Source organism: Streptomyces sp. NPDC096310 (assembly GCF_044763125.1).
GTDB lineage: Bacteria > Actinomycetota > Actinomycetes > Streptomycetales > Streptomycetaceae > Streptomyces.
This window is the reverse complement of record NZ_JBIWFO010000028.1, coordinates 59035-79897: the sequence shown is the minus strand read 5'-3', so window position 1 is coordinate 79897 and position 20863 is coordinate 59035. Positions and strand designations below refer to the sequence as shown.

Sequence of the window (20863 nt, the reverse complement as noted above, 5' to 3'; positions counted from 1 at the left end):
TCTCTCGACAGTCGTGGCTCTCTGTGCGGTTCCGGCGTTGTCGCCGGTCCGTCCGTTCCGGCGGGGCCCGTGGGACCCGCCGGAACGGACAGGGGTCTGTGAGGTGTTGTGTTCAGGGGCGGACGGTCAGCAGGTGTCGACGGTCAGGAGGTGTCGCGGACCGCGCGGGCCACCGTCCGCAGCCCCTCGTCCAGTTCGTCGGCGGTGATGGTGAGCGGCGGGAGCAGCTTCACGACCTCGCTCTGCGGGCCCGACGTCTCCAGCAGCAGCCCCAGCTCGAAGGCGCGGGCGCAGACCGCGGACGCGCGGGTCTTGTCGGCGAACTCGACGCCCCAGACCAGGCCCCGCCCGCGGACATCGGGCACGTCGCCGGTGGACTCGGCGCGGATCGCTGTCAGCGCGCGCTCGATCTGCTCGCCGCGCGCGATGGTCTGCTTCTCCATCTGCCCGTCGGCCCAGTAGGTGTTCAGCGCGGCGGCGGCCGTGACGAAGGCCGGGTTGTTGCCCCGGAAGGTGCCGTTGTGCTCGCCGGGCTCCCAGACGTCCAGCTCGGGGCTGAAGAGGCAGAGCGACATGGGCAGCCCGTACCCGCTGATGGACTTCGACAGCGTGACGATGTCCGGCGTGATGCCCGCCTCCTCGAAGGAGAAGAAGGCGCCGGTACGGCCGCAGCCCATCTGGATGTCGTCGACGATCAGCAGCATGTCCTGGCGGTGGCAGAGGTCGGCCAGCGCGCGCAGCCACTCGGGGCGCGCGACATTGATGCCGCCCTCGCCCTGGATCGTCTCGACGATCACCGCGGCGGGCTTGTTCAGACCGGAGCCCTGGTCCTCCAGCAGCCGCTCGAACCAGAGGAAGTCGGGCGTCTGCCCGTCCAGGTAGTTGTCGAACGGCATCGGCGTGCCGTGCACCAGCGGGATACCGGCCCCGGCGCGCTTGAACGCGTTGCCGGTGACGGCCAGCGACCCCAGCGACATGCCGTGGAAGGCGTTGGTGAAGGAGACGATCGACTCGCGGCCCTTCACCTTGCGGGCCAGCTTGAGGGCCGCCTCGACCGCGTTGGTGCCGGTCGGGCCGGGGAACATCACCTTGTAGGGCAGGTCGCGCGGCCGGAGCACCACATTCTGGAAGGATTCCAGGAAGGCACGTTTCGCGGTCGTCGCCATGTCGAGGCCGTGGGTGATGCCGTCACGCTCGATGTAGTCGATCAGCGCCCGTTTCAGCACCGGGTTGTTGTGCCCGTAGTTGAGTGAGCCGGCACCGGCGAAGAAGTCCAGGTAGCCATGGCCGTCCTCGTCGGTGAGACGGGCGCCCTGCGCGCGGTCGAACACGGCGGGCCAGCCACGGCAGTAGCTGCGCACCTCGGATTCGAGGGTTTCGAAGACGCTCAGTGCGGGCGGGGTGATGGTCATGGGGGTCTCCAGCCGGTGGGGAGGTGGGAAGGAAGCTCAGGGGGCGTGCGCGTCGCGTACGCCGGGGGTGTGTACGGAGGGCCTGCCTGCTCGGGCGCTGTCGTGCGTTCGGCGTGCGCGCGGCGTACGCACGCACGGAGCAGGGGCCGGGCGCGCTCAGGGGGCGAGCGGGCCGATCCGGTACAGCACCTCGGGCTGGTGCACCCCGTCGGGGAACAGCCCGCCGTCGAAGAGGACCTCCCGCTCCAGCTCCGCGCCGTGGCGGGCCGCGTACGCGGTGAACAGACGGTCCGATGCGGTGTTGTCCGGCGTCACGGTGGTCTCTATCGCCGTGATGCCCAGTTCCTTGGCGGCCCGGACGGTCAGCTCGTCGAGCAGGGCGCCGGCGAGCCCGCGTCCGCGGTGGCTCGCGTCGACGGCCACCTGCCAGACGACCAGCGCCTCGGGGCGCTCGGGCCGGACGTACCCCGTGACGAAGGCGATCGGGGCTCCTCCGTCGTCGCGGGCGACGACGGACGTGCCGGCGAAGTCACGACACCAGAGCAGGTAGCTGTACGAGGAGTTGAGGTCCAGGACCTCGGAGTCGCGGGCGATGCGCCAGATCGCGGCCCCGTCCTCCACTCGTGGTGCGTCGATCGTCAGGGGTCGGGTGAATTCGCTTCGGGCGCCTGCAAGGTCTGCTTGTGCGGCGGTCATGGGAATTAAATTTACCGAGCGAATGCGGAAGATGCATCTTCGGCAGGGGTTGGGGGATATACGTTTCTGTGTTATCGCGCGGGCGCGGACGCAGTGGCGAACCTACCGAGGATGGGTGTATTATGTCTGGAAATATTCGGGCAAATGGGCCGTCTTTGTGGGGTCGGTCACATATCCGTAACGCTCGCGAGACCGGTTGGAATCGCTTCTTCGGTGCCCCTGGAACCCAGGTGTTTAGGTCAAAGAAAAGCGGGCAGAAGAATACGGGAAGCTGCGCGCAATAAAGCAGCTTCCCGTATTCGTTAATTCATCGCCTATTTGACATTTTCTTAATTCCCGGACGGGTCCGTGCGATCCGTACGCGTCGCGGACTGCTCCGTACGGGTGGCGGCCCACGCCTCGTCGGCCGCCCGGGCCGCTCCCGCCGGATCCACCGTCACGCAGGCGCCCGCCAGCACGGCCCCCAGCGCCGCGAGCGAGGAGCGCACCGCCTCGGGGGTCGCGTCCGCCCCGTAGTGGTTCACCCGGATCATCTCGCCGGCCAGCGCGCCCCCGCCCGCGACCAGCGGCAGCGAAGGATCGGCGGCCAGCGCCTTCGTGACCAGCTCGGTGGCGTCCACCCCGGCGGGGGTACGGAGCGTCGTGGCCACCGGCGCGGCCTCGGCCGCCACATGGACGAACGGCGCCAGACCGCCCCCGAGCGCCAGCGCGCCCGCCCGGGTGGCGGCAGCGGCGGCGGCGTGCCGCCCGGTCACCGCCGCCAGGCCCGCCGTCTCGATCCGCTCCAGGCACGCCTCCAGCGCCAGCGTCTCCAGCTGGGCGGGGGCGTGCGGCAGCGCGACGCGGCCCGCGTCGATCCAGCGCTCCTTCCAGTCGAGCAGCGAGAGGTACGAGCGCCGGGGAGCCCGCGGATTGGCCGTGAACCGCTCCCAGGCGCGCGGGCTCACCGCGACCGCCGAGACCCCGGCGGGCCCGCCCATCGCCTTCTGCGCGCCGATCACGCACAGGTCCACGCCCCAGGCGTCGGTCAGCAGCGGCTCGGCGGCCACCGAGGCGACGGCGTCGAGCATGAAGAGCGCGCCGTGGGCCCGTACCACCTCGCCGATCGCGGCCACCGGATTGGTGTTGCCGGTCGCCGCCTCCGCGTGCACCAGCGAGACGAAGTCGATCTCCGGGTGGTCGGCGAGCGCCCGCTCGACCTGGGCGGCGGTCACCGCGGTGTGGAACGGCACCGCCAGGTCCACCACCGTCGCGCCGCAGTCCCGCAACCAGTTCCCGAAGGTCTGCCCGTACGGGCCCGTGACCACGTTCAGCGCGGTCGAGCCGGGCCCGGCACCGCCCCGGATGCACCCCTCCAGCGGGAGCAGGGCCTCGCCCTGGGTGAGCACGACGTCGTTCTCGGTGGCGAGAAGGGCGGCCACACGGCGCTCGACGGAGGCGAAGTGCGCGGCGGTCAGCGGGGGCAGGTCCAGCAGAGGATGTGTCACGGCGGTGCTCTCTTCAGGGACGGATCGGGCCTGGCTGTGGGTGGCGCGGGGGAGGGGAATCCCTCGCGGTCGAGGGTACTCAGGGCCTCGTACAGTGCTGCCCATGAGTGATCACACGGTGCTGCGGGTGACGGGACGGGTGCTCGTGGGCCCCGAGGACGTCAGGGACGAGCTGTGGGTGGTGGGCGGCAGGATCACTTTCGACCGGCCCGCCGGCGCCCGTGACGTCCGTACGGTCCACGGTTGGGCGCTGCCCGGGCTCGTCGACGCCCACTGCCACGTCGGGCTCGACCGCCACGGCGCGGTCGACGAGGCGACCAGCGAACAGCAGGCGCGCGCCGACCGCGACGCGGGCGCCCTGCTGCTCAGGGACGCGGGGTCGCCCGCGGACACCCGCTGGATCGACGGCCGCGAGGACCTTCCGAAGATCATCAGAGCGGGCCGCCACATCGCCAGGACCCGCCGCTACATCCGCAACTACGCCCATGAGATCGAACCCGCCGACCTGGTGTCCTACGTCGCCCGGGAGGCCCGGCGCGGCGACGGCTGGGTCAAGCTCGTCGGAGACTGGATCGACCGCGACGCGGGCGACCTGACCGCCTGCTGGCCGCGCGCCGAGGTCGAGGCGGCCATCGCCGAGGCACACCGGCTGGGCGCACGCGTCACGGCCCACTGCTTCGCGGAGGCCGCCCTGCGCGACCTGGTCGAGGCGGGCATCGACTGCGTCGAACACGCCACGGGGCTCACCGAGGACACCGTCCCGCTCTTCGCGGAACGCGGCGTGGCGATCGTCCCGACGCTCGTCAACATCGCGACGTTCCCGGCGCTCGCGGCCGGCGGCCAGGAGAAGTTCCCCCGCTGGTCGGCCCATATGAACCGGCTGCACGAGCGCCGCTACGACACCGTGCGCGCGGCCTACGACGCGGGCATCCCGGTCTTCGTCGGCACCGACGCGGGCGGCGGACTCGCCCACGGCCTGGTCGCCGGCGAGGTCGCGGAACTGACGAAGGCCGGCATCCCACCCCTGGAAGCCCTCTCCGCGGCCACCTGGCGAGCGAGGACCTGGCTGGGCCGCCCGGCCCTGGAGGAGGGCGCTCTGGGCGACCTCGTGGTGTACGACGAGGACCCGAGGGCGGATGTCCGGGTCCTGGCGGCGCCGCGGCGGATCGTGCTCGACGGGCATGTGGTCGGCTGAATATCTGCGCAGGTCAGCGGGTGGCGCGGATCATCACCGTGAGGACCGGCGAGGCCGCTGACGGCTGGCTCTGCCCGATGCCCTCGAATCCCCACGACCGGTAGAGCGCCTGGACCTTCCCATCACCGGCAGCCGGGTTGACCATGAGTGTCACGTATGGCTCCTCGCGCGTGGCGAGGAACGTGTCAAAGATGTGCCGCGCCGTCCCTGTGCCACGCCAAGCAGCACGTACACCGATCTCCTTCAGAGCCACGGCTGGACGCTCGGTGTACTCGTCCGCGGGCATCGGTGTGGTGCGCTGCCAGTACCGGTCACCATGCTCGATCGTGTTTCCGTAGGCGTAGCCGACCGGGTGCCCGTCCGCATACCCGAGGACGGCGATGAACCCCGGCTCGGCCCCGTGCCGGTCCAGACGCTCGCCGAACACGGTCACCGCGTAGTTCGGCAGATGGAGCAACGGGGCACGCACGTCGGCGTACACGTCGATCAGATCGCCCCGGGCGGCTCCGAGGGCGGTGAACGTGCGGAGTTCGATAGCGGGTGCCGTGGTCATGCGGGCGTCCTCCAAGCGTCGCGGGTGTGCTCGGTCCAGATCTGCGCGGTAGAGCTGCCCGGTGCGGTGGCGCGCAGTGCGGCCCCGAACTCCTGAAGCATGCGGGACACACGGGCGTGTTGGGTAGCGGCGTTGGAGGGGACCGACATCGCGGTGACCGTAGCGGCATCGGCGGCACCCTGCGCAAGCTGGGCGTGGGCGAGTCGTGTCGTGGTGATCGCCAGCGACCGGCGCATGTGCGGCCGCAGTGCGGACAGGCAGCGGTGAGCGTGGAACTCGGCCGTCTGGTAGTCGCCGAGTGCGAGAAAAGCCGAGAGGGCGAGCGAATCCAACTCGGCCTGGTCATAGAACGCGAGCATCCATACCGGCCGGAAGTCGGCCGGATCGGCACGCAACATGGCGTCTTGCGCCAGCTCGAACGCGCGGCGGGTGCCGATGCGGTCCTGCGCCGCCCCGCAAATGGCTGATTGCCGGGCCAGGCCGAGGGATGCGAACAGAGGGTCACGGCGCGTCACGTGCAGGTGGCGGGCGACGTCGTTTGCGGCGAGCGCATCGGCAGGACGGCCCAGGTGCCGGTACATGGTCCCCGCGTGACTCCAGATACGGAACTTGATCGCCTGGTCGCCCGACATCTCGGCGAGGGCCTGTGCTTCGCGCATGTGCCCCTTCGCATCGTCGTAGCGGCGGCCGTCGATGGCCGCCCACATCGCCGAGGAGCGGAACGACGCCGCGCACGCGTACAGATTGCTGCGTACGCGCTGAGTCGCGCTGCCCGAGTTCTGAAGATTCAGCGCCTCGTCGGCAAGCGCGGCGGCCCGCTGTTCGATGCCGAGTTGTCCGCCATGGCGGTGGTCGCTGGCGATGACCTCGGCGAAGCGCGTCCGTAGACGGTCGACGTCGCTCATGCCGATACGGCGGGGTGCTGCGGTGCCGGGGGCGGCTGCGGCTGCTGCGGCGGCAGCGATGCCGCCGACGACGGTACGGCGCTTCATACCAGGGTCCTTCTGCGGTGGGGGCGGAGCGAGCGAGGTCCGGCCCCGTGGAATGAACCCCAAGGCGATGGCGGGCAGGCCGGTGACGTCCTCAAGAGCCTTGCGGGTAGCCGATTTGGGCCACTTGACCCGGCCCGCTTTCCAGGACCGGATCGATGAGCCGTCCAGCCCGCCGGCCCGCCCGGTAAGCCGTTCAAGGGCCCCGTTCACAGCGTCAGCCAGGCTGTTGGAGCTATGACCGTGCTCGGCCATCCATAACTCAAGAGCCGTATTACGCGTGGCGTCCATACCTGCACCGTAGCGTCACGATCCTTGCCCGTCAGGTAAATGGGAGGTCAAATCACCCTAGGGAAATCCGCCGAATGACCCTTTGATTACCCTAACTGTCCTGCTGTAAAGGGGAGTTGTCTGGTTACTGGCCGCCCGCAACAACGTGTGAGCGGCTGTTGACGGCCCGCCCGCCCCTGAAGTTTCCAGAAGGGGCGATCCGGGCGCCGAGGCAACGACGAAGGCTCCATCAATGACGAGTCTCAGTACCCAAGTTCAGGCCGCCCCCGTTGGCCACCCCGCCTACAGCCAGACGTTTCCGTGCGAGCCGGAGACGGCCGAGGCCGGACGCAAGCTCGTGCGTGACGCGCTCACGGTATGGCATCTGGACGACTTTGCCGACCGCTCGGAGTTGATCATGTCCGAGCTGATTGCGAACGCCGCCCGGCACACCCCTTGCTCCTCGATCCGCCTGGTGATCGGGCGGCCGAGCGCGAGACAGGTACGCATCGGAGTGGTGGACCGGGCGCCCTCCCTCCTGCCGGTACTCAGCCTGCCCGACGCCGACGACGAGTCCGGTCGAGGCTTGTTCCTCATCGACGCGATCGCCGACCGCTGGGGGTACGACCTCCACGGAAGTGGCAGGCGCGTATGGGGCAAAGAGGTCTGGGCGGAGATCCTTGTCGAGGACGAGCCGTGACCGGCGAGCCTGCGCCCCCGCCCCTGCCGGATCTGGCTCGGCTGAGGCCACGGCAACAGATGGCTGTTGACTGCGCCCGGTGCGCCCGGCATCTGGGAATGTCCGGCCGTGTGCTCGGTGACGTGCGCTACCAGGGCCTGTTGTTCCGGCTGTGGATCTGCGAGGACGGGTGCCGCTCGGGTGCCCGTGGCGAGCAGTGACCGGCCGCCGGCGCCGTACGCGCTTCCACCGGACTTCTGACCACCGCATCCCGCTGACGTGCCGCTGGGAAGTCTGGTGGCTGGTCGCGGATATCGCCGGGCTGCTGGCAGCCATTGCCTCGGCCCTGCTGGCCCAATGACGGCCGCTGGTGTGTTGGCGCCCCGGGCTCCGGGCTCCGTGCGCCACCGGATTCCACCTCTCTCCGGAAGGAGAATTCCCTCTTGTCTGTGGAGCGTTCGCGAGCTGCGCGTCCTGGCAGGCGATGACGCCCCGGTGCCGTACAGCAGCCCCGGCCTGCGCTGGTTTCTCGCCTCCCAGCTCGTGCGAAGTACGACCGACCACATCGTCGTCAACCGGCCGACCTCGAACCGGCTGCCTGGACCAGCGGTCGGCTGCCCGGAGTCACAAGCCGGACCGTCAGAGCGGTTCCAGCACAGAGCACGGCCCCCTGTTCATCAGCCGAACCTATGGCTGCTCGCTGACCTGGAGAGATGATGCTCATCGCCCCGACCTATCGCAGCGTTGAAGGTGCATACCTCACCTTGCTGCAACTGGCATCGAACAACGCCGAGCACCACATCGCCGCCCGTGGAAACGAAGCCCGCGAGGTGATCGGTGTCAGCTTCCGACTGCCTGACCCCCGCCAGAGGCTTCCCTACCTGGCCACGCGGAAGGCCAACCCGGTCTTTCAGTTCGCCGAAGCGCTCTGGTACTTGGCCGGCCGCCGCGACCTGGAGATGATCGGTTACTACGCCCCGTCGATGCGATCCAGCTCCCTCGACGGGATCACCCTCGGCGGGTCCGCCTACGGTTACACCCTCTTCAACCCCGCCGACGGCGACACCGCCTCGCCGTTCGATCGTGTCCTGGAACTGCTCCGCACGGAGACCGACAGCAAACGCGGATACCTTCCTGTCTTCTCCGCCTCCGCGCTGGCCGTCAGCGACAACCCCGACATGGCGTGCTTGGCCGGACTGCACCTGCTCGCCCGCGGCAGACACTTGCACATGGTGTGCAACATGCGGGCCAACGACCTGGACTGTGGCCTGCTGTCCGACGTGTTCAGCTTCACGATGATCCAGGAGTACGCGGCCGTGCAGCTCGGCCTGGAGCTGGGGACGTACACCCACTTCATCGGCTCCGCGCACATCAACGACCGGAACGCCGAGCGCGTCATGAAGGTGCTGGACGAAACGGACACGCGACGCCGTCCGCAGCGTTTCCCGTTCCCGGCGATGTCGGCGGAGACCACCCCTGCCACGATCACACGCGTCCTCGAACATGAGGAACTGCTGCGCACGAACAAGGCCCGATACAGCGCGGACGACATCGCGGCCCTGAATGTGGACGCGTACTGGCAGGAGGCCATCTTGCTGTTCGAGGTCTACCGCCAGATCAAGCACGACCAGACCGAGGCGGTGAGCCGCGACGTGCTCGATGCCTTGCATCCGGGGCTCCGCTGGCTCCTCAAATACAAATGGGTGGCCTGCGCTACACCTGAGGACCAGCGGTGAGCCGGAAGCCGCCGAGCGGCGCTGTCGTAGAAGGCATCGACTTCGACCGCTGGGCCGTCATCCTGTGCAAGCCGGATGCGATCGAACGCGGTCTGGTTGATGCTGTGCTGGAACGGATCGCAGCCGGGGGCGCCACGGTCACGAACCGGCGCGAGGTCACCGTGCAGCCCTGGCAGGCCCACGTGCACTACTGGGACCTGTTGGTCGACGCCGACTGGTTCCTCGACCGGGACATCCCAGCATGCCTGGACGAGGCGTACGCCGGACGACAGGTCACCGTCGCGCTCGCTCACGCCGAGCCGGGCGTGCACGCACGCCTGCGCGAACTGCTGGGTCATTTTGACCCCACACACGCCGCCCCCGGCACGATCCGAGGCGATCTCGGCAACGACAGCCTCAACGCCGCTCTCGCAGAGAAACGCCTCGTCCGCAACCTCGTGCACACCTCCGACGACCCGGCCGCGGCCCGTCGAGACTTCGGCACCTGGTACGGCGCCGGCCGCCGCGACCTCCTCACGGACCTTCCGGTACAGAGCAGCCCCGCCGAAGCCCGACTTCCCAGGAGACCATGATGAGCGCTCCCACCAGCGGCACCCGCCGAGTCCTGCCGATCATGCTCGCCGATCAGATCGGCAGCCTGAAGCCGGAGCTCGCGGACGTGATCGAGTACCGCAAGTCAGGACTCTCGTTGAACTGGATCGTCGGCTGCCCGCTGGACTGCGGGTACTGCGTCCGGCACCTCTTCGACAACTTCGAGATGAAGGTCCCGCGGCGTCTGATGAGCGACGAGGAAGCCGTGCGCCAACTCGTCGGCCACGCCTACTTCCGGCCGCACAAGACGCCGATTCAGCTCCTGAACCGGGCCACCGACCCGATGCTCCCCGTGGTCAAGCCCCACGTGTTCAACGTCCTTCGGCAGCTTGACGACCGCGGCCTGACCAACCATGTCCTGATCATCACCCGATGGCGTGTCGCTCCCGAGGACTGTGCTGTCCTCAACAGCTTCACGAACCTGCGCCTGACCATTCTGGTCACGCACTCGAACATCCAGGACCCCGCCATCGAGCCGGTGGACAGCAACATCGCCGCCGCGAGCCTGCGCACCCTGTACGAGCACGCCGAGCGGTACCGCACCGTCCTGTACTGGCGTCCCATCGTGCCGGGTCTCAACGACTCCGACACGGACATCACACGTGCACGCGAACTGTCCCAGCACGCGCACGCCACGGTGTTCACCGGCCTGTTCTTCCGCAACGAGATCGCCGCGTACTACGAGGCCCATGACCTGCCGATGCCGTACGAGGAAACGGCCCGGCGCAAGATCATGCCCGAGGTTGCCGAGCAACGGGTACTCGACGCCTTCGAGCGGGACGGCTCCTGGGGAGCCCTGTTCCGCAAGACGTCCTGCGGCGTGGCCCACGCCCACGGAGAGGCCGACTACAACGGGCACTACGGCATCCGGGAACTGTGCGACATCTGTCCGCCCGAGCAGGTCGCGAAGTGCCAGGCCGCGTGGCTCAAGCCCGATCTGGCGAACGTTGTCCAAGAGGCACGAGGTCTCGGCGCGACCGGTCCGATCGAGGTCAACGACCGTGCCATTGTCGTAGAGGGACTGGACGAGCCGCCGCGCTACTACCTGCAGCACGGTTTCGGCTTCCAGTGCCACGACCGAGCCAAGCCCCATCACCACCGCCGGCACGGCCGGGCCCCCGTTGGCTGGAAGGCGGAGAACGGAAACACCGGCACATGAACTTCTCCTCCTGGCCCCCGTTGCTCGTCGTCGATGTCGAGGGCAACGGCACCAACCCGCCCGACCTGGTCGAGGTCGCCGCCCTCCCCGTACGGGAAGGGCGCCCGGACACGGACACGGCGAGGGCGTGGCTGACCAGGCCACGCCGCCCCGTCACCCCGTTCGCCGCTCGCGTCCACGGCCTGACCAATCAGCGGCTGGAGAAGGAGCCGGGCTGGGAAGAGATCGCCGACCAGGTCCACACGATCCTGGGCATCTCATGGATCTGCGCCCACAACGCGCACGTGGACTACAGGGTGCTCTCCGCGCACCTCCCCCTATGGCAGCCGGCCGGAGTGCTCGACACGCTGCGGCTGGCCAAGGCCACCTACCCCAGCCTCAGCAAGTACAGCCTCGACACTCTGATCGAACACATCGCGCCGGATCTGAGCGAAGCTCCCGCGCAACGTCACCGCGCCGCCTTCGACGCCTACGCGACCGCACAGCTCCTCATCACCATGGCCGACCGCTACGAGAACTGGGACCAACTCGTAGCCGCCGCCGTACCGCCAGGCCTGCCCGGAGCCCCCGAACCAGAACAGGAGCCCACCCTGTGGTGACCCCACCCCCTCTCATCCGCATCGGCGTGATGGGAAGCCACTCCACCGGCAAGACCCTGCTGATGCGCCGCATCGAGATGGAACTGCGCGGCCGGGGCATTCCCGTGGCCCGCACCGGCAAGCTTGGCCGGCGCGCCGCCCTCGTACCGCTGCCCAAGATGCGGCACCACACCGTCGCTTCCACCATGTGGGTCATTGCCACCGGCATCGCCGACGAGATCGCCGCCGCGGCCCGACTGGAGGAAGGCCCCGTACAGGTCGTGCTCGCCGACCGAGCCTGCTGGGACGCGCTCGCCTACTTCCGAGCCGCCCAGGAATGGCGCCGGCAACCCGCTCCGCGGGCGAAACGCGAGGCGCCGCACCGTCTCGCCTCCGCCCACGGCCACACGTACGACCTTCTCCTGGCCACTGTCCTCTCCCCGGCCCTCCCCGTCGCGCTCAAGCACGACTACGACGCCCGCTACCGCACACTGGTCGACCACCACACCCACGATCTCCTGCGTGAGGAGAACATCCGGTACGTCCGTGTCACCAGCGACCCCGCCAGCCAGGAGCTGGCCATCGAGCACGCCCTCCAGCTCTGCACGACGGAGGCGCCGGTATGACCAGTGCTCCTCCCGCAGGAACCATCACCATCGCGGGCAAGACCGTCTCCCGCCTCGGTTTCGGCACCATGCGCCTGACCGGTCCCGGTACCTGGGGCGACCCCGACGACCGTGACCAGGCCCTGAGCGTGCTGCGTCAGGCACTTCACACCTACGGCATCAGCCACATCGACACCGCAGACGCCTCTGGTCCGCACACCGTCGAGCACCTGATCAACGACGCCCTGCACCTCTATCCCGACGGCCTGCTCATCGCGACCAAGGTCGGGATGACGCGGCCGGCACCGAACGTATGGGCCCCGCACGGACATCCGGTGTGCTTACGGGCCTGCGTCGAGGCGAGCCTGCGCCGCCTCGGCGTTGACCGGCTGGAGCTGTGCTACCTGCACCGCATCGATCCCGAGGTGCCCCTCCCCGACCAACTCGGCGCCCTTCGCGCACTCCAGGAAGAGGGGAAGATCGGGCACATCGGGCTCTCCAAGGTCACTCCCGAGGATGTCAGGCTGGCGCAGAAGCAGGTGTCCATCGCCGCAGTGCAGAACGTTCTCAACATCCACGACCGGTACGACCCTGTCGTGGAGCTGTGCCGCGATCACGGCATCCCCTACGTCCCGTACCGGCCCCTCGACGCCGGAGCGGCGGCACTGGGCAGAGACGTGACCACCCCCGCCTCCTGGCTCCTCGAACGCGGCCCTCATATCGCGCCGATCCCAGGAACGGGCGATCCGCAGCACTTGGCCAGCATCGTGAACGCTGTGGAGGGAGGCGGCTGGACGTGACGGTGACTCTCGCGCCGCCGGCCGCCGCGCCCCAGAGAAAGGCACCGTATGAAAATTGGCGTCCCCCAATTATCGGCGTCAGCGCCTTGGTACCTGTCGGGGCGCACGAACTCGCCCTGGCCTACTGTTCGGGCGGCACCTTGGTGCTGCCGACGGGGACAGTCGAACATGTTCAGAGTCCGGAGGAGGCTGCGAAGGCGGTTCTCACCGGCCTCCCCGGCGGCTTGCCTGTACGGCGCAGAGTCGCCGTGATCCAGGTGCAGATGAGGCGCCGCAAGGTCATCACCCACATCGTCGTGACCGCTCCTCTCGCGCGCCGTGAGGCGAAAACGCTGATCTACCGCGATTCACGTGCTGATGTGCGTCTCCTGTCCACGGTCCAGGCTGTCGAGGCCCTGCCGGAACGTGCTCGCGGCCGTGTTCTCCTCGGCCTCCAGGCCCTCGCCCTCGGAGCGTTGGTCTACGTCTGCGACGGGCAGATCCAGCGCCTCGAACCCGCTCCGTCCCGCCTCGGCACCGACCTTGGCGATCGCATCCACGTCGGCTACCGAACCTCGCACTCGACCGCTGAACCATAGAGCGATGAACGCCCACCCTGTTCGGGGCGGGCGTTCATGCCTGGCCCCGACGAGGTTCCGTGCCAGGTGCCCACGCCCTTTGCGGACGCGCCGTACCCGAGGCTGCGGCATGCGCCCGGCGCGAGCCGCTACGACGCGGTCGGCCGGTCACCGAGGACACCGGTTTGGTCGGCCTGCGGGAGATGATCACCTCCGACCGGGTTCCCGTCCCGGTGAACGACCAGGCCAAAGGCGACATCACCGAGCGCCGCGACCTGGCGGAGGCTCGTCCCACCGTTCTCAACGTGCCGTTCGGAGCTTGGCTGTCAGGGTAGACGGCTACGCTCGCGGGCCATGACCGGTACATCCCAGCGGAGGGCCAGGTGCGACGCCTCCGTCATTGTGGCCCGAGACGCGGACGGCCGGGTCGCCGTCCTGACCGCCGAATTCCCCCGGCACGGCGGTGAGTACACGTTCCTGCCCGGGGGGCGTCGGGAGGGCGACGAGGCACCGGAGGAGTGCGCGCGGCGCGAGCTGCGCGAGGAGGCCGGCGTCACCGCTGACACCTGGCGCCCCCTCGGCTCGTACGCCATCACCCTGGACTCTCCTGCCCGCATCCACCTTTTCCTGGCCGAAGGCCTCACCTGCGGGCCGCAGCAACTCACGCCGAGCGAAGCGGACTTCAAGCTGAGGTGATGGCCGATGGCCGATGCCATCCAGGACGCCGTCCACGGACGCTTCCTGCTCCAGGGCGGCCCCCTGGCGCTGCTGCTGGCCCAGCAGATGGCCACAGCTTGAGAGGAGTGGGACCCTGGTGCCCGGGGCGCGGGCCTCGTGGTCGTGGAGTCCTCTGTACGGGCTGACAAAGCCGGCATCTTCGCCTTGGCCCGCCAGGAGGGCAATGCCCACCCCATATATGGGCGTTCATACTCCCTGCCCATGGCGCGGCGTCAATACCGAGGCGTCGGATTGACCGGGCGTGACGTCGGGACGGCCGCGTCGTTGAAGGATTTAATGTGCCCTCGGTCACCGGTCTCTGGTGACCGACCCCGACCGGCGGCGCGGGCGGCCCGTGAGGAACGCGCGTGCCAGAAGAATCGAATGCGGGACCCGAAAACCCCCCTTTAGGGTGAACTAACTTGATGTGTTCACCGGTTCACTCTCAGTGCGTAAAGATTCCGGTGTCCCGGTCGCCGCTGCCGCTGTCTCGCGTCCCCGAGCAGGCAGGACGGCGACGTCAGATTCTCCTGTGGGGGTTCCACTCTCGTGAACAGCAACACCTTTCGCATGCCCGCACGCCGTTACCGCCGCGTCGCCGTCATGGCCGCCGCCGCGCTGACGGCGGGCCCCGTGCTCCTCGCCGTACCGGCGGGCGCCACCGAGGGGCCGGGCGAGGGCGGTACGGGTACGGGGCGGGCGAGCGCGGTCGTGCTGCGGGCCGGTCTCGATGTGGCCCTGCTCAACAAGACCGTCGACGTGCCGCTGAGGGCCTCGCTCAACGAGGTCCACGCCCCGGGCACCGCCGAGCGGACGGCGCTCTCGGTCGATCTGGAGGGGGTCGACCAGGGCAGGCCCTTCCACGTCCTGAGTGCGGACGTCGCCACGGCGAAGGCGACCGCCGACGCGCACCGGGCCGAGGGGTCCACCCGGCTCGCCCACGCGAAGGTCCATGTCCCCGGACTTCCGCTGCTCTCGCTCGTCGAGATCGAGGAGGTCACCTCCAGAGCGGTCTGCGAGGCCGGCAAGCGGCCGGTCGCCGCGTCGAACCTGCTGGGCCAGGTGACCGTGCTCGGCAAGAAGGTCACGCTCGCGGCGGGCGGCCCGACCCGGGTCGAGGTGCCGGGCGTGGGCGAGGTGACCCTCGATCTGTCGACGACGCACACCACCTCCCGTACGGCCGCCGCGACGGCGCTCGGCCTCAAGGTCTCGGTGAACCCGCTGAAGCTGAACGTCGCCGAGGTCGAGGGCGCGCTCACGCTCGCCGAGGCGACCTGCGCGTCCCCGAAGGCGTCCGCCGCGGAGCCGGAGCCGGAGCGGCCGGAGCCGTCGAAGACCTCCGAGGCGCAGGCCCCGGGCAAGCCGGAGCAGGCCGGCCCGAACCCGCAGAACGCCGCGGAACCGCAGCAGGCCGATCTGGCGGAGACGGGCGGCAGCTCCGCCACGCCCTATCTGGTCACCGGCGCGGCGGCCCTCCTGGCGGCGGGCGCGGGCGCGCTGGCCCTGACGAGGAGGTCGCGCGCCCGGCGCTGACTAACCTCTCCGCGGTGCCGGGAGCGGCCACGGTCGCGCCCGGCACCGCGGGAAACTACCGGTGCAAGTGGTCGCGGGCCCGACCGGCCTTTTTGTCGTCCCCGGCGCGGGCGTATGCCTCGGCGGCCTGGACCCAGGCTGCCTGTGCCTCGGAGGGGCGGTCGGCGGCCTTGTGGACGAGGGCGAGGTTCTCCCAGGCCATGCCCTCGCTGCGCCGGTCGCCCACGGTCCTGAAGAGGTCGAGGGCCCGGATGTGCGCATCGACGGCTTTCGCTTCCTCTCCCGCCTCCCGCCGCACGATGCCGAGGTAGTTCCACGCCATCCCCTCGCTGCGCCGGTCATCGAGGGTCCGGCAGATGTCCAGGGCGTTGCCGTACGCCTCGATGGCCTCGTCCACGTGCCCTTTCTGCCGGAGGGTGGCACCGAGGTAGTTCCACGCCATGCCCTCACTGCGCCGGTCGCCGACCGCCTGACAAATGGCCAAAGCGTTGTGGTACGCGTCGATGGCCTCGTCCACCTGCCCCGTGAAGCGCAGCGCGCCGCCGAGGTAGTTGCATGCGATGCCCTCGTTCCGTGCGTCGCCGAGCCCCTGGAAGATGTCGCGTGCCCGGGTATGCGCCTCGATGGCCGCCCCGCCCTGACGTGCGTGCCGCTGAGCGGCGCCGAGGTTGTTCCATGCGATGCCCTCGTTCGGGGCGTCGCCGATCGCCTGGAAGATGTCGCGTGCCGTGATGTGTGCCTTGATTGCTTCCGAGGCCTGCCCCGCCTGGCGTTGAGCGGCGCCCAGATTGTTCCACGCACGGCCTTCGCCGCGGGCGTCACCGATGCGGTGAGCGGCCTCACGCGCCGCGCAGCTGACGATGGCCAGGTCGTCGAAGTAGTGCCGCCATTCCAGGTATTCGAACAGGTTCAGGGCCAGGCCGATCGCGACGGGCGTGTGCCGGTCGTCCTTGGTCTGCTGGGCCGCAGCCACCAGATTGGGCCGCTCCACGTCCAGCCAGGCCAGCGCCGCCGCCCGATCAGCGAACAGTCCCGGGACGGGCGCGCCCGGCAGTGCCCGCAGCCATGCGTCGGCCATCGCCGTCCGCTCGGCGTAGAAAGCCAGTACCCGCTTGCGCGCCGCAGTGCTTTCAGCTTCCAGGACCGGATCCCCCGCCCCTACCTTGTCCGCGTAGTCCCGCAGTAGTCCGTGCATTCGCCACCGGGCACGGGCATCGTCTCTCCGCTCGACCAAGTGCGCCCTACGCAGCGCCGTCAGCGCGCCCAGGGGCGGCACGGCCACGTCCAGCAGAGCCGCTATGGCCTCGTTGCCGGTCTCGGGCCCGGGCGCCTGCGCCAGCAGCCGCAGCAGCCGGGCCTGATCCTGCGGCAGTCGTCGGTACGACAGGTCGAACGTGGCCCAGACACTGCGTTCACCGTCGTCGAAGTATTCGACGGCCAACTCGGCTGCGAGTTCGGCAGGCGTACCTCCGTCGCAGATCAGCATCCAGGCGACGATCTGCAGAGCCAGTGGCAGATGACCACAGGCCACGGCGAGGTCACGAGTTCCCTCGGGGTCGTCCGTGATTCGGGTGTCGGCGTCGTCGTTGTCGCGCAGGGCCTTGGCGAGGAGGTCGCACGCGTCCTTGGGCGTCAGTTCGTCGAGAGGCATCTGGCGGGCTCCGGGCTGCGGCAGCTTGTCGCGAGAAGTGGCGAGGACACAGTGCCGGGCGTCACGGGGCACCAGGAGCGCTATCTGCCGCGACGACGAGGCGTTGTCCGCCAGGATCAGGACTGGTCCTTTGTCGGCCAGGTGGGAGCGGTACAGTGCGGCGCGTGCATCGGCGGTGCCGGGGATGTGCTCAGGAGCGATGCCCAATGCGCGCAGAAACTGCTGGAGAGCCTGGGCGGCTGTGACGGGTGCTTCGGCGTAACCCTGCAGGTCGATGTGGAGGGTGCCGCCGGGAAACCAACCTCGGTCACAGGCTTCATGCGCGCCTTGGACGGCGAAGGAAGTCTTGCCTATGCCGCCCAGCCCGGACACCACCACGATCTGTGGCGAGTCCCGCTTCACCCCCGACGGATCCAGAGCTGCCAGCAGCTGTCTCATCCCCGCTTCACGCCCGGTGAAGCCGACCGTGCGGGCCGGGAGGGAGGCCAGAGCGGTCGGAGCCGCTGCCCCGTAGGGGTAGTTGTGTGTGATGTCCATCTTCGCGATCGCGTCGCCTTGGACGTTGGCCTGTTGGAAGTCGAAGTGATCACGCGCGTATTGGTCACCGCTGCCGAGCGCCTGGCCGTCTCTTACCTCGGTCGCTGCCGGCCCCCAGGACGCGCTCCACTCCTGCGCCCCGGAACCCCTGTCTTCCGCCCTCATGCCCGTATCCCCGTCCTCAGGCGGATCTCTGCGGCCGGGCGTACAGCACCACATGCACGCCGAGCCCCACGATCGCCAACGCTTCCGCGGCGGACAGTCCCAGCAACAGTCCGCTGGTCCGCCCACTTGCCCAGTACACCGTCAGTCCACCCAGCGGCACCACGCAGAAGGCGCCCAGATCCACCAGGCACTGGATGAATTTGCGTGACGTCCTGCCCGCGTCGCTCCGGTGCGCGGTCTCCCACTCGAACACCCGCAGGTCGTCCCCGGCACGGGCCATCGCCGCCAGACGCGGCCCGAGGTCGGTACGTACGTACGCGCCGATCGCGGAGATCTTCTGGTCATTGACCAGGTAGGTCCATCCCAGGATGGCGCACACCGGCGGCAGCGCGAGCAGCATGACAGGCTTGTCCGTCTGCGACGCGGCTGTGATGACCGCGGCCATCACGGCCAGCGTCACATACAGCAGGTTGTCGCGGAATCCGATCCGGGCTTTCTGCTCGTCCTTGACAGTGCCGTACTCGGCGAGCAGCAACTGGCCCGCCGTGACGCCTTGGTCCATCTGATCCGGTCGTTCCAAAACCACTCGTCCCGCTCTCTCTGCTCCATGGCAGATCGCTGCCGCCGACCTCGGTGACCACCCGATTTTGAGACAGGCAGCATAAAGCGCGCAGATACCTTACGGTCAGAACTCCAGCTCATCTGTGGCGAGTTCGGAACACGGTGAGTGGTCGCGCACGAGCGGGACCGTCCCCGTTCCCTGTCAAGGTTGGTCACATGCCTGTCGCACGCCCCACCGTGGTCGTCCTGACCGCGCTTCCGCTGGAGTACGAAGCGGTACGAGCCCACCTCATCGGCGTCGAGAAGCTGGTGCATCCCACCGGCACCCGCGCGGAGCGGGGCGTTCTGCCCGGAACGGGGTGGCAGGTAGCCCTCGCGGAGATCGGTGAGGGCACTCACAACGCCGCTGCCCTCACCGAACGTGTCCTCACCTGGCTCAGGCCGTCGGCCCTCCTCCTCGTCGGAGTCGCGGGTGGGCTGAAGGACGACATCGCGCTCGGCGATGTCGTCGTGGCGACCAAGGTGTACGCCTACGACGGCGGCAAGCAGTCAGCGGAGGGGTTCCTCGCCCGGCCCGAGGGCTGGCACGTCTCCCACCGGCTTGAACAGGCGGCCCGCGCCGCGCTGCGCTGGCGGCCCGGGGTGCACTTCAAGCCGATCGCCGTCGCGAACATCGTGCTCGCCGATTCGGGCTCCGGGCCGGCGAACCGGCTCCGAACGCATTACAACGACGCCGTCGCGGTCGAAATGGAGAGCTCGGGCGTTCTCCACGCGGCCCACCTCGCCGGCGGTCAGAACGCCCTCGTCATCCGCGGCATCAGCGACAGGCTCGACGACAAGCGCGCGGCCGACGCCTCCGGCTCCCAGCTCCGCGCCGCGGCGAACGCCTCCGCGGCGGCCGTCGCCGTCCTCCATGAACTCGAATTGCCGCCCGCCGGAACGGCGGCGGAGCCTGCCGCACCCCTTGGGCCCCAGTACGGCGGCGACCACATCGACTTCCGGGGAGGCACCTTCCACGGCACCGTCATCGGCAAAGTGGTGAACGGGCCGGGCACGACGGGCTGAGGAGGCGTCAGTGCGAACGGGCGCCCACATGGCGCCCGGCGCGCCCCAGCCCCGGACCGGCCTCCGCCCCGGTACCGGCCGGACCGTGCCCCCTCAGCCCCCGACCGCCGTGAGCGCCTGGTCGAGCGCCTGGAGGAAACGGTTCGTCGTCGGGCGGTCCCGGACCGCCAGGCGGAGCCACCGGGGGCCCAGGCCCGGGAAGGTGTCGCCGCGGCGGGCCGCGAAGCCCAGGGTGCGCAGACGGGCCCGTACCGCGTCCGCGCGGTCCATGGTGATCAGGACGAACGGGCCCTCCGCGGCCTCCACCGTCCGTACCTCCTCGAACTCCGCCAGCCCCGCCAGCAGATGCGCGCGCTCCACCGCGATCCCGCGCGCCGCCCGCTCCGCCTCCGCGAGCGCCGCCGGCTCCATGCACGCCCGCGCCGCCGCCAGCGCCGGGGTCGAGACCGGCCACAGCGGCTGGACACGCTCCAGCGCGGCCACCGTCCCCGGCTCCGCCAGCACGTACCCGATGCGCAGCCCCGCCAGCCCCCAGGTCTTGGTGAGGCTGCGCAGCACCACCAGACCCGGTACGTCCGTACGACCCGCCAGCGACTCCGGTTCGCCCGGCACCGCGTCCATGAACGCCTCGTCCACCACCAGCGTCCGGCCCGGCCTGGCCAGCTTCGCGATCGCCTCGGCGGGGTGCAGGACGGACGTCGGGTTGGTCGGGTTGCCGATCACCACCAGATCGGCGTCCTCGGGCACCTCCGCCGGATCGAGCCGGAAGCCGTCGCCCGCCCGCAGCAGCACCCGCCCCACCGTGTGTCCCGCGTCCCGCAGCGCCGCCTCCGGCTCCGTGAACTGCGGATGGACGACGACCGGGCTGCGCGCCGGCAGGGCCCGCGCGAGCAGCACGAACGCCTCCGCCGCCCCCGCCGTCAGCAGCACGCGCTCCACCGGCAGCCCGTGCCGCGCCGCGACCGCCGCACGCGCCGCCCGCCCGTCGGGGTAGGCGGCGAGCCCGGTCAGCGAGTCGGCGATGCGCGCCCGCAGCCAGTCCGGGGGCGTGCCCGTACGGACATTGACCGCGAGGTCGACCAGGCCGGCGGCGCCGTCCCGGACCTCCGCGTCGCCGTGATGGCGCAGGTCGTAGCGGTCAGCGCGCGTAGACATGGCGGCCACCGCTGGCGTGATCATCGGATATGGCGGCGGCTCGGCAGGACCGTACGGCCGGCGGCCTGGGGCACGATCCCCGCTGGTGGAGTGCCATGCTCACTGTTCACTCTGCTCTCGATGGACGGGACGGTCCCGGACGGCCGGAGGGCCGGGAGGGCACGGACGACAC

At 69.7% G+C, this 20863-nt stretch carries 20 protein-coding genes; 11 read left to right on the top strand and 9 right to left on the bottom strand.

The window, feature by feature from the left end; genetic code table 11:
* Positions 1–143: 143 nt before the first annotated feature.
* The 3 genes from ectB to ACIQ7D_RS33155 all read right to left on the bottom strand — a co-directional run bounded on the left by ectB (position 144) and on the right by ACIQ7D_RS33155 (position 3595).
* Positions 144–1412, bottom strand: coding sequence for a diaminobutyrate--2-oxoglutarate transaminase (gene ectB, locus ACIQ7D_RS33165; protein WP_403944127.1), 1269 nt, complete (start codon positions 1410–1412; stop codon positions 144–146).
* 156 nt (positions 1413–1568) lie between these two features.
* Positions 1569–2108: a diaminobutyrate acetyltransferase gene (gene ectA, locus ACIQ7D_RS33160; RefSeq protein WP_403944124.1), complete on the bottom strand. Its 540-nt coding sequence runs from the start codon at positions 2106–2108 to the stop codon at positions 1569–1571.
* Positions 2109–2437: 329 nt separating this feature from the next.
* Entirely contained in the window at positions 2438–3595 is a 1158-nt protein-coding gene (locus tag ACIQ7D_RS33155) for a pyridoxal-phosphate-dependent aminotransferase family protein (protein WP_403944121.1), read from the bottom strand.
* 103 nt (positions 3596–3698) lie between these two features.
* Between ACIQ7D_RS33155 and ACIQ7D_RS33150 the strand changes: the two genes are divergently transcribed.
* The gene (locus ACIQ7D_RS33150) at positions 3699–4790 is read left to right on the top strand and encodes an amidohydrolase family protein (RefSeq protein WP_403944119.1); all 1092 of its coding nucleotides are present in this window, start codon (positions 3699–3701) and stop codon (positions 4788–4790) included.
* A gap of 13 nt (positions 4791–4803) precedes the next feature.
* On the opposite strand, the gene ACIQ7D_RS33145 is transcribed toward ACIQ7D_RS33150, so the two are convergent.
* Together ACIQ7D_RS33145 and ACIQ7D_RS33140 are read right to left on the bottom strand one after the other, a co-directional pair.
* A complete protein-coding gene (locus ACIQ7D_RS33145; protein ID WP_403944117.1) occupies positions 4804–5343 on the bottom strand; it encodes a GNAT family N-acetyltransferase in 540 nt (179 codons plus the stop codon).
* Positions 5340–6623 carry an XRE family transcriptional regulator gene (locus tag ACIQ7D_RS33140; protein ID WP_403944114.1) on the bottom strand — a complete coding sequence of 428 codons (1284 nt, stop codon included), beginning with the start codon at positions 6621–6623 and terminating at the stop codon, positions 5340–5342. Before ACIQ7D_RS33140 ends, ACIQ7D_RS33145 begins: the two co-directional genes overlap by 4 nt.
* Before the next feature lie 232 nt (positions 6624–6855).
* Here ACIQ7D_RS33140 and ACIQ7D_RS33135 point away from each other — a divergent pair, with 232 nt between their 5' ends.
* The 7 genes from ACIQ7D_RS33135 (at position 6856) to ACIQ7D_RS33105 (ending at position 12750) form a co-directional block, all read left to right on the top strand.
* Positions 6856–7302, top strand: a complete 447-nt coding sequence (locus tag ACIQ7D_RS33135; protein ID WP_403944112.1) for an ATP-binding protein — start codon at positions 6856–6858, stop codon at positions 7300–7302.
* A gap of 692 nt (positions 7303–7994) precedes the next feature.
* Positions 7995–9017 carry a thymidylate synthase gene (locus tag ACIQ7D_RS33130; protein WP_403944110.1) on the top strand — a complete coding sequence of 341 codons (1023 nt, stop codon included), beginning with the start codon at positions 7995–7997 and terminating at the stop codon, positions 9015–9017.
* Positions 9014–9589, top strand: coding sequence for a nucleoside-diphosphate kinase (locus tag ACIQ7D_RS33125; protein WP_403944107.1), 576 nt, complete (start codon positions 9014–9016; stop codon positions 9587–9589). The genes ACIQ7D_RS33130 and ACIQ7D_RS33125 overlap by 4 nt, the downstream gene beginning before the upstream one ends.
* Positions 9589–10767, top strand: a complete 1179-nt coding sequence (locus ACIQ7D_RS33120; protein ID WP_403944105.1) for a radical SAM protein — start codon at positions 9589–9591, stop codon at positions 10765–10767. Before ACIQ7D_RS33125 ends, ACIQ7D_RS33120 begins: the two co-directional genes overlap by 1 nt.
* Complete coding sequence (locus ACIQ7D_RS33115; RefSeq protein WP_403944102.1) at positions 10764–11366, top strand: exonuclease domain-containing protein; 603 nt, start codon at positions 10764–10766, stop codon at positions 11364–11366. The genes ACIQ7D_RS33120 and ACIQ7D_RS33115 overlap by 4 nt, the downstream gene beginning before the upstream one ends.
* Positions 11363–11971 (top strand): AAA family ATPase, encoded by a 609-nt coding sequence (locus ACIQ7D_RS33110; protein ID WP_403944100.1) that lies wholly within the window; start codon positions 11363–11365, stop codon positions 11969–11971. The genes ACIQ7D_RS33115 and ACIQ7D_RS33110 overlap by 4 nt, the downstream gene beginning before the upstream one ends.
* On the top strand, positions 11968–12750 hold the full coding sequence (locus ACIQ7D_RS33105) for an aldo/keto reductase (RefSeq protein ID WP_403944098.1): 783 nt from the start codon (positions 11968–11970) through the stop codon (positions 12748–12750). Before ACIQ7D_RS33110 ends, ACIQ7D_RS33105 begins: the two co-directional genes overlap by 4 nt.
* Before the next feature lie 347 nt (positions 12751–13097).
* Here ACIQ7D_RS33105 and ACIQ7D_RS33100 read toward each other — a convergent pair whose 3' ends face one another.
* Positions 13098–13289 carry a hypothetical protein gene (locus ACIQ7D_RS33100; RefSeq protein ID WP_403944096.1) on the bottom strand — a complete coding sequence of 64 codons (192 nt, stop codon included), beginning with the start codon at positions 13287–13289 and terminating at the stop codon, positions 13098–13100.
* A gap of 372 nt (positions 13290–13661) precedes the next feature.
* On the opposite strand from ACIQ7D_RS33100, the gene ACIQ7D_RS33095 reads away from it, so the two are divergent.
* Positions 13662–14003: an NUDIX hydrolase gene (locus ACIQ7D_RS33095; protein WP_403944094.1), complete on the top strand. Its 342-nt coding sequence runs from the start codon at positions 13662–13664 to the stop codon at positions 14001–14003.
* A gap of 570 nt (positions 14004–14573) precedes the next feature.
* Entirely contained in the window at positions 14574–15557 is a 984-nt protein-coding gene (locus ACIQ7D_RS33090) for an SCO1860 family LAETG-anchored protein (protein WP_403944092.1), read from the top strand.
* A 55-nt stretch (positions 15558–15612) separates the two neighbouring features.
* On the opposite strand, the gene ACIQ7D_RS33085 is transcribed toward ACIQ7D_RS33090, so the two are convergent.
* Both ACIQ7D_RS33085 and ACIQ7D_RS33080 read right to left on the bottom strand, forming a co-directional pair.
* Positions 15613–17910, bottom strand: a complete 2298-nt coding sequence (locus ACIQ7D_RS33085; protein ID WP_403944090.1) for a tetratricopeptide repeat protein — start codon at positions 17908–17910, stop codon at positions 15613–15615.
* A gap of 16 nt (positions 17911–17926) precedes the next feature.
* Complete coding sequence (locus ACIQ7D_RS33080) at positions 17927–18472, bottom strand: hypothetical protein (protein WP_403944088.1); 546 nt, start codon at positions 18470–18472, stop codon at positions 17927–17929.
* Positions 18473–18687: 215 nt separating this feature from the next.
* Here ACIQ7D_RS33080 and ACIQ7D_RS33075 point away from each other — a divergent pair, with 215 nt between their 5' ends.
* A complete protein-coding gene (locus tag ACIQ7D_RS33075) occupies positions 18688–19536 on the top strand; it encodes a nucleosidase (protein WP_403944086.1) in 849 nt (282 codons plus the stop codon).
* Between the two features lie 93 nt (positions 19537–19629).
* Here ACIQ7D_RS33075 and cobC read toward each other — a convergent pair whose 3' ends face one another.
* Positions 19630–20691, bottom strand: a complete 1062-nt coding sequence (gene cobC, locus ACIQ7D_RS33070; RefSeq protein WP_403944084.1) for an Rv2231c family pyridoxal phosphate-dependent protein CobC — start codon at positions 20689–20691, stop codon at positions 19630–19632.
* Positions 20692–20863: the final 172 nt, after the last annotated feature.

Bases quoted from the DNA above. Each gene is read 5' to 3' on its own strand.
- ectB (WP_403944127.1), bottom strand. From the start codon at position 1,412: ATGACCATCACCCCGCCCGCACTGAGCGTCTTCGAAACCCTCGAATCC.
- ectA (WP_403944124.1), bottom strand. From the start codon at position 2,108: ATGACCGCCGCACAAGCAGACCTTGCAGGCGCCCGAAGCGAATTCACC.
- ACIQ7D_RS33150 (WP_403944119.1), top strand. From the start codon at position 3,699: ATGAGTGATCACACGGTGCTGCGGGTGACGGGACGGGTGCTCGTGGGC.
- ACIQ7D_RS33145 (WP_403944117.1), bottom strand. From the start codon at position 5,343: ATGACCACGGCACCCGCTATCGAACTCCGCACGTTCACCGCCCTCGGA.
- ACIQ7D_RS33140 (WP_403944114.1), bottom strand. From the start codon at position 6,623: ATGGACGCCACGCGTAATACGGCTCTTGAGTTATGGATGGCCGAGCAC.
- ACIQ7D_RS33135 (WP_403944112.1), top strand. From the start codon at position 6,856: ATGACGAGTCTCAGTACCCAAGTTCAGGCCGCCCCCGTTGGCCACCCC.
- ACIQ7D_RS33130 (WP_403944110.1), top strand. From the start codon at position 7,995: ATGATGCTCATCGCCCCGACCTATCGCAGCGTTGAAGGTGCATACCTC.
- ACIQ7D_RS33120 (WP_403944105.1), top strand. From the start codon at position 9,589: ATGAGCGCTCCCACCAGCGGCACCCGCCGAGTCCTGCCGATCATGCTC.
- ACIQ7D_RS33115 (WP_403944102.1), top strand. From the start codon at position 10,764: ATGAACTTCTCCTCCTGGCCCCCGTTGCTCGTCGTCGATGTCGAGGGC.
- ACIQ7D_RS33105 (WP_403944098.1), top strand. From the start codon at position 11,968: ATGACCAGTGCTCCTCCCGCAGGAACCATCACCATCGCGGGCAAGACC.
- ACIQ7D_RS33095 (WP_403944094.1), top strand. From the start codon at position 13,662: ATGACCGGTACATCCCAGCGGAGGGCCAGGTGCGACGCCTCCGTCATT.
- ACIQ7D_RS33085 (WP_403944090.1), bottom strand. From the start codon at position 17,910: ATGAGGGCGGAAGACAGGGGTTCCGGGGCGCAGGAGTGGAGCGCGTCC.
- ACIQ7D_RS33080 (WP_403944088.1), bottom strand. From the start codon at position 18,472: ATGGACCAAGGCGTCACGGCGGGCCAGTTGCTGCTCGCCGAGTACGGC.
- ACIQ7D_RS33075 (WP_403944086.1), top strand. From the start codon at position 18,688: ATGCCTGTCGCACGCCCCACCGTGGTCGTCCTGACCGCGCTTCCGCTG.
- cobC (WP_403944084.1), bottom strand. From the start codon at position 20,691: ATGTCTACGCGCGCTGACCGCTACGACCTGCGCCATCACGGCGACGCG.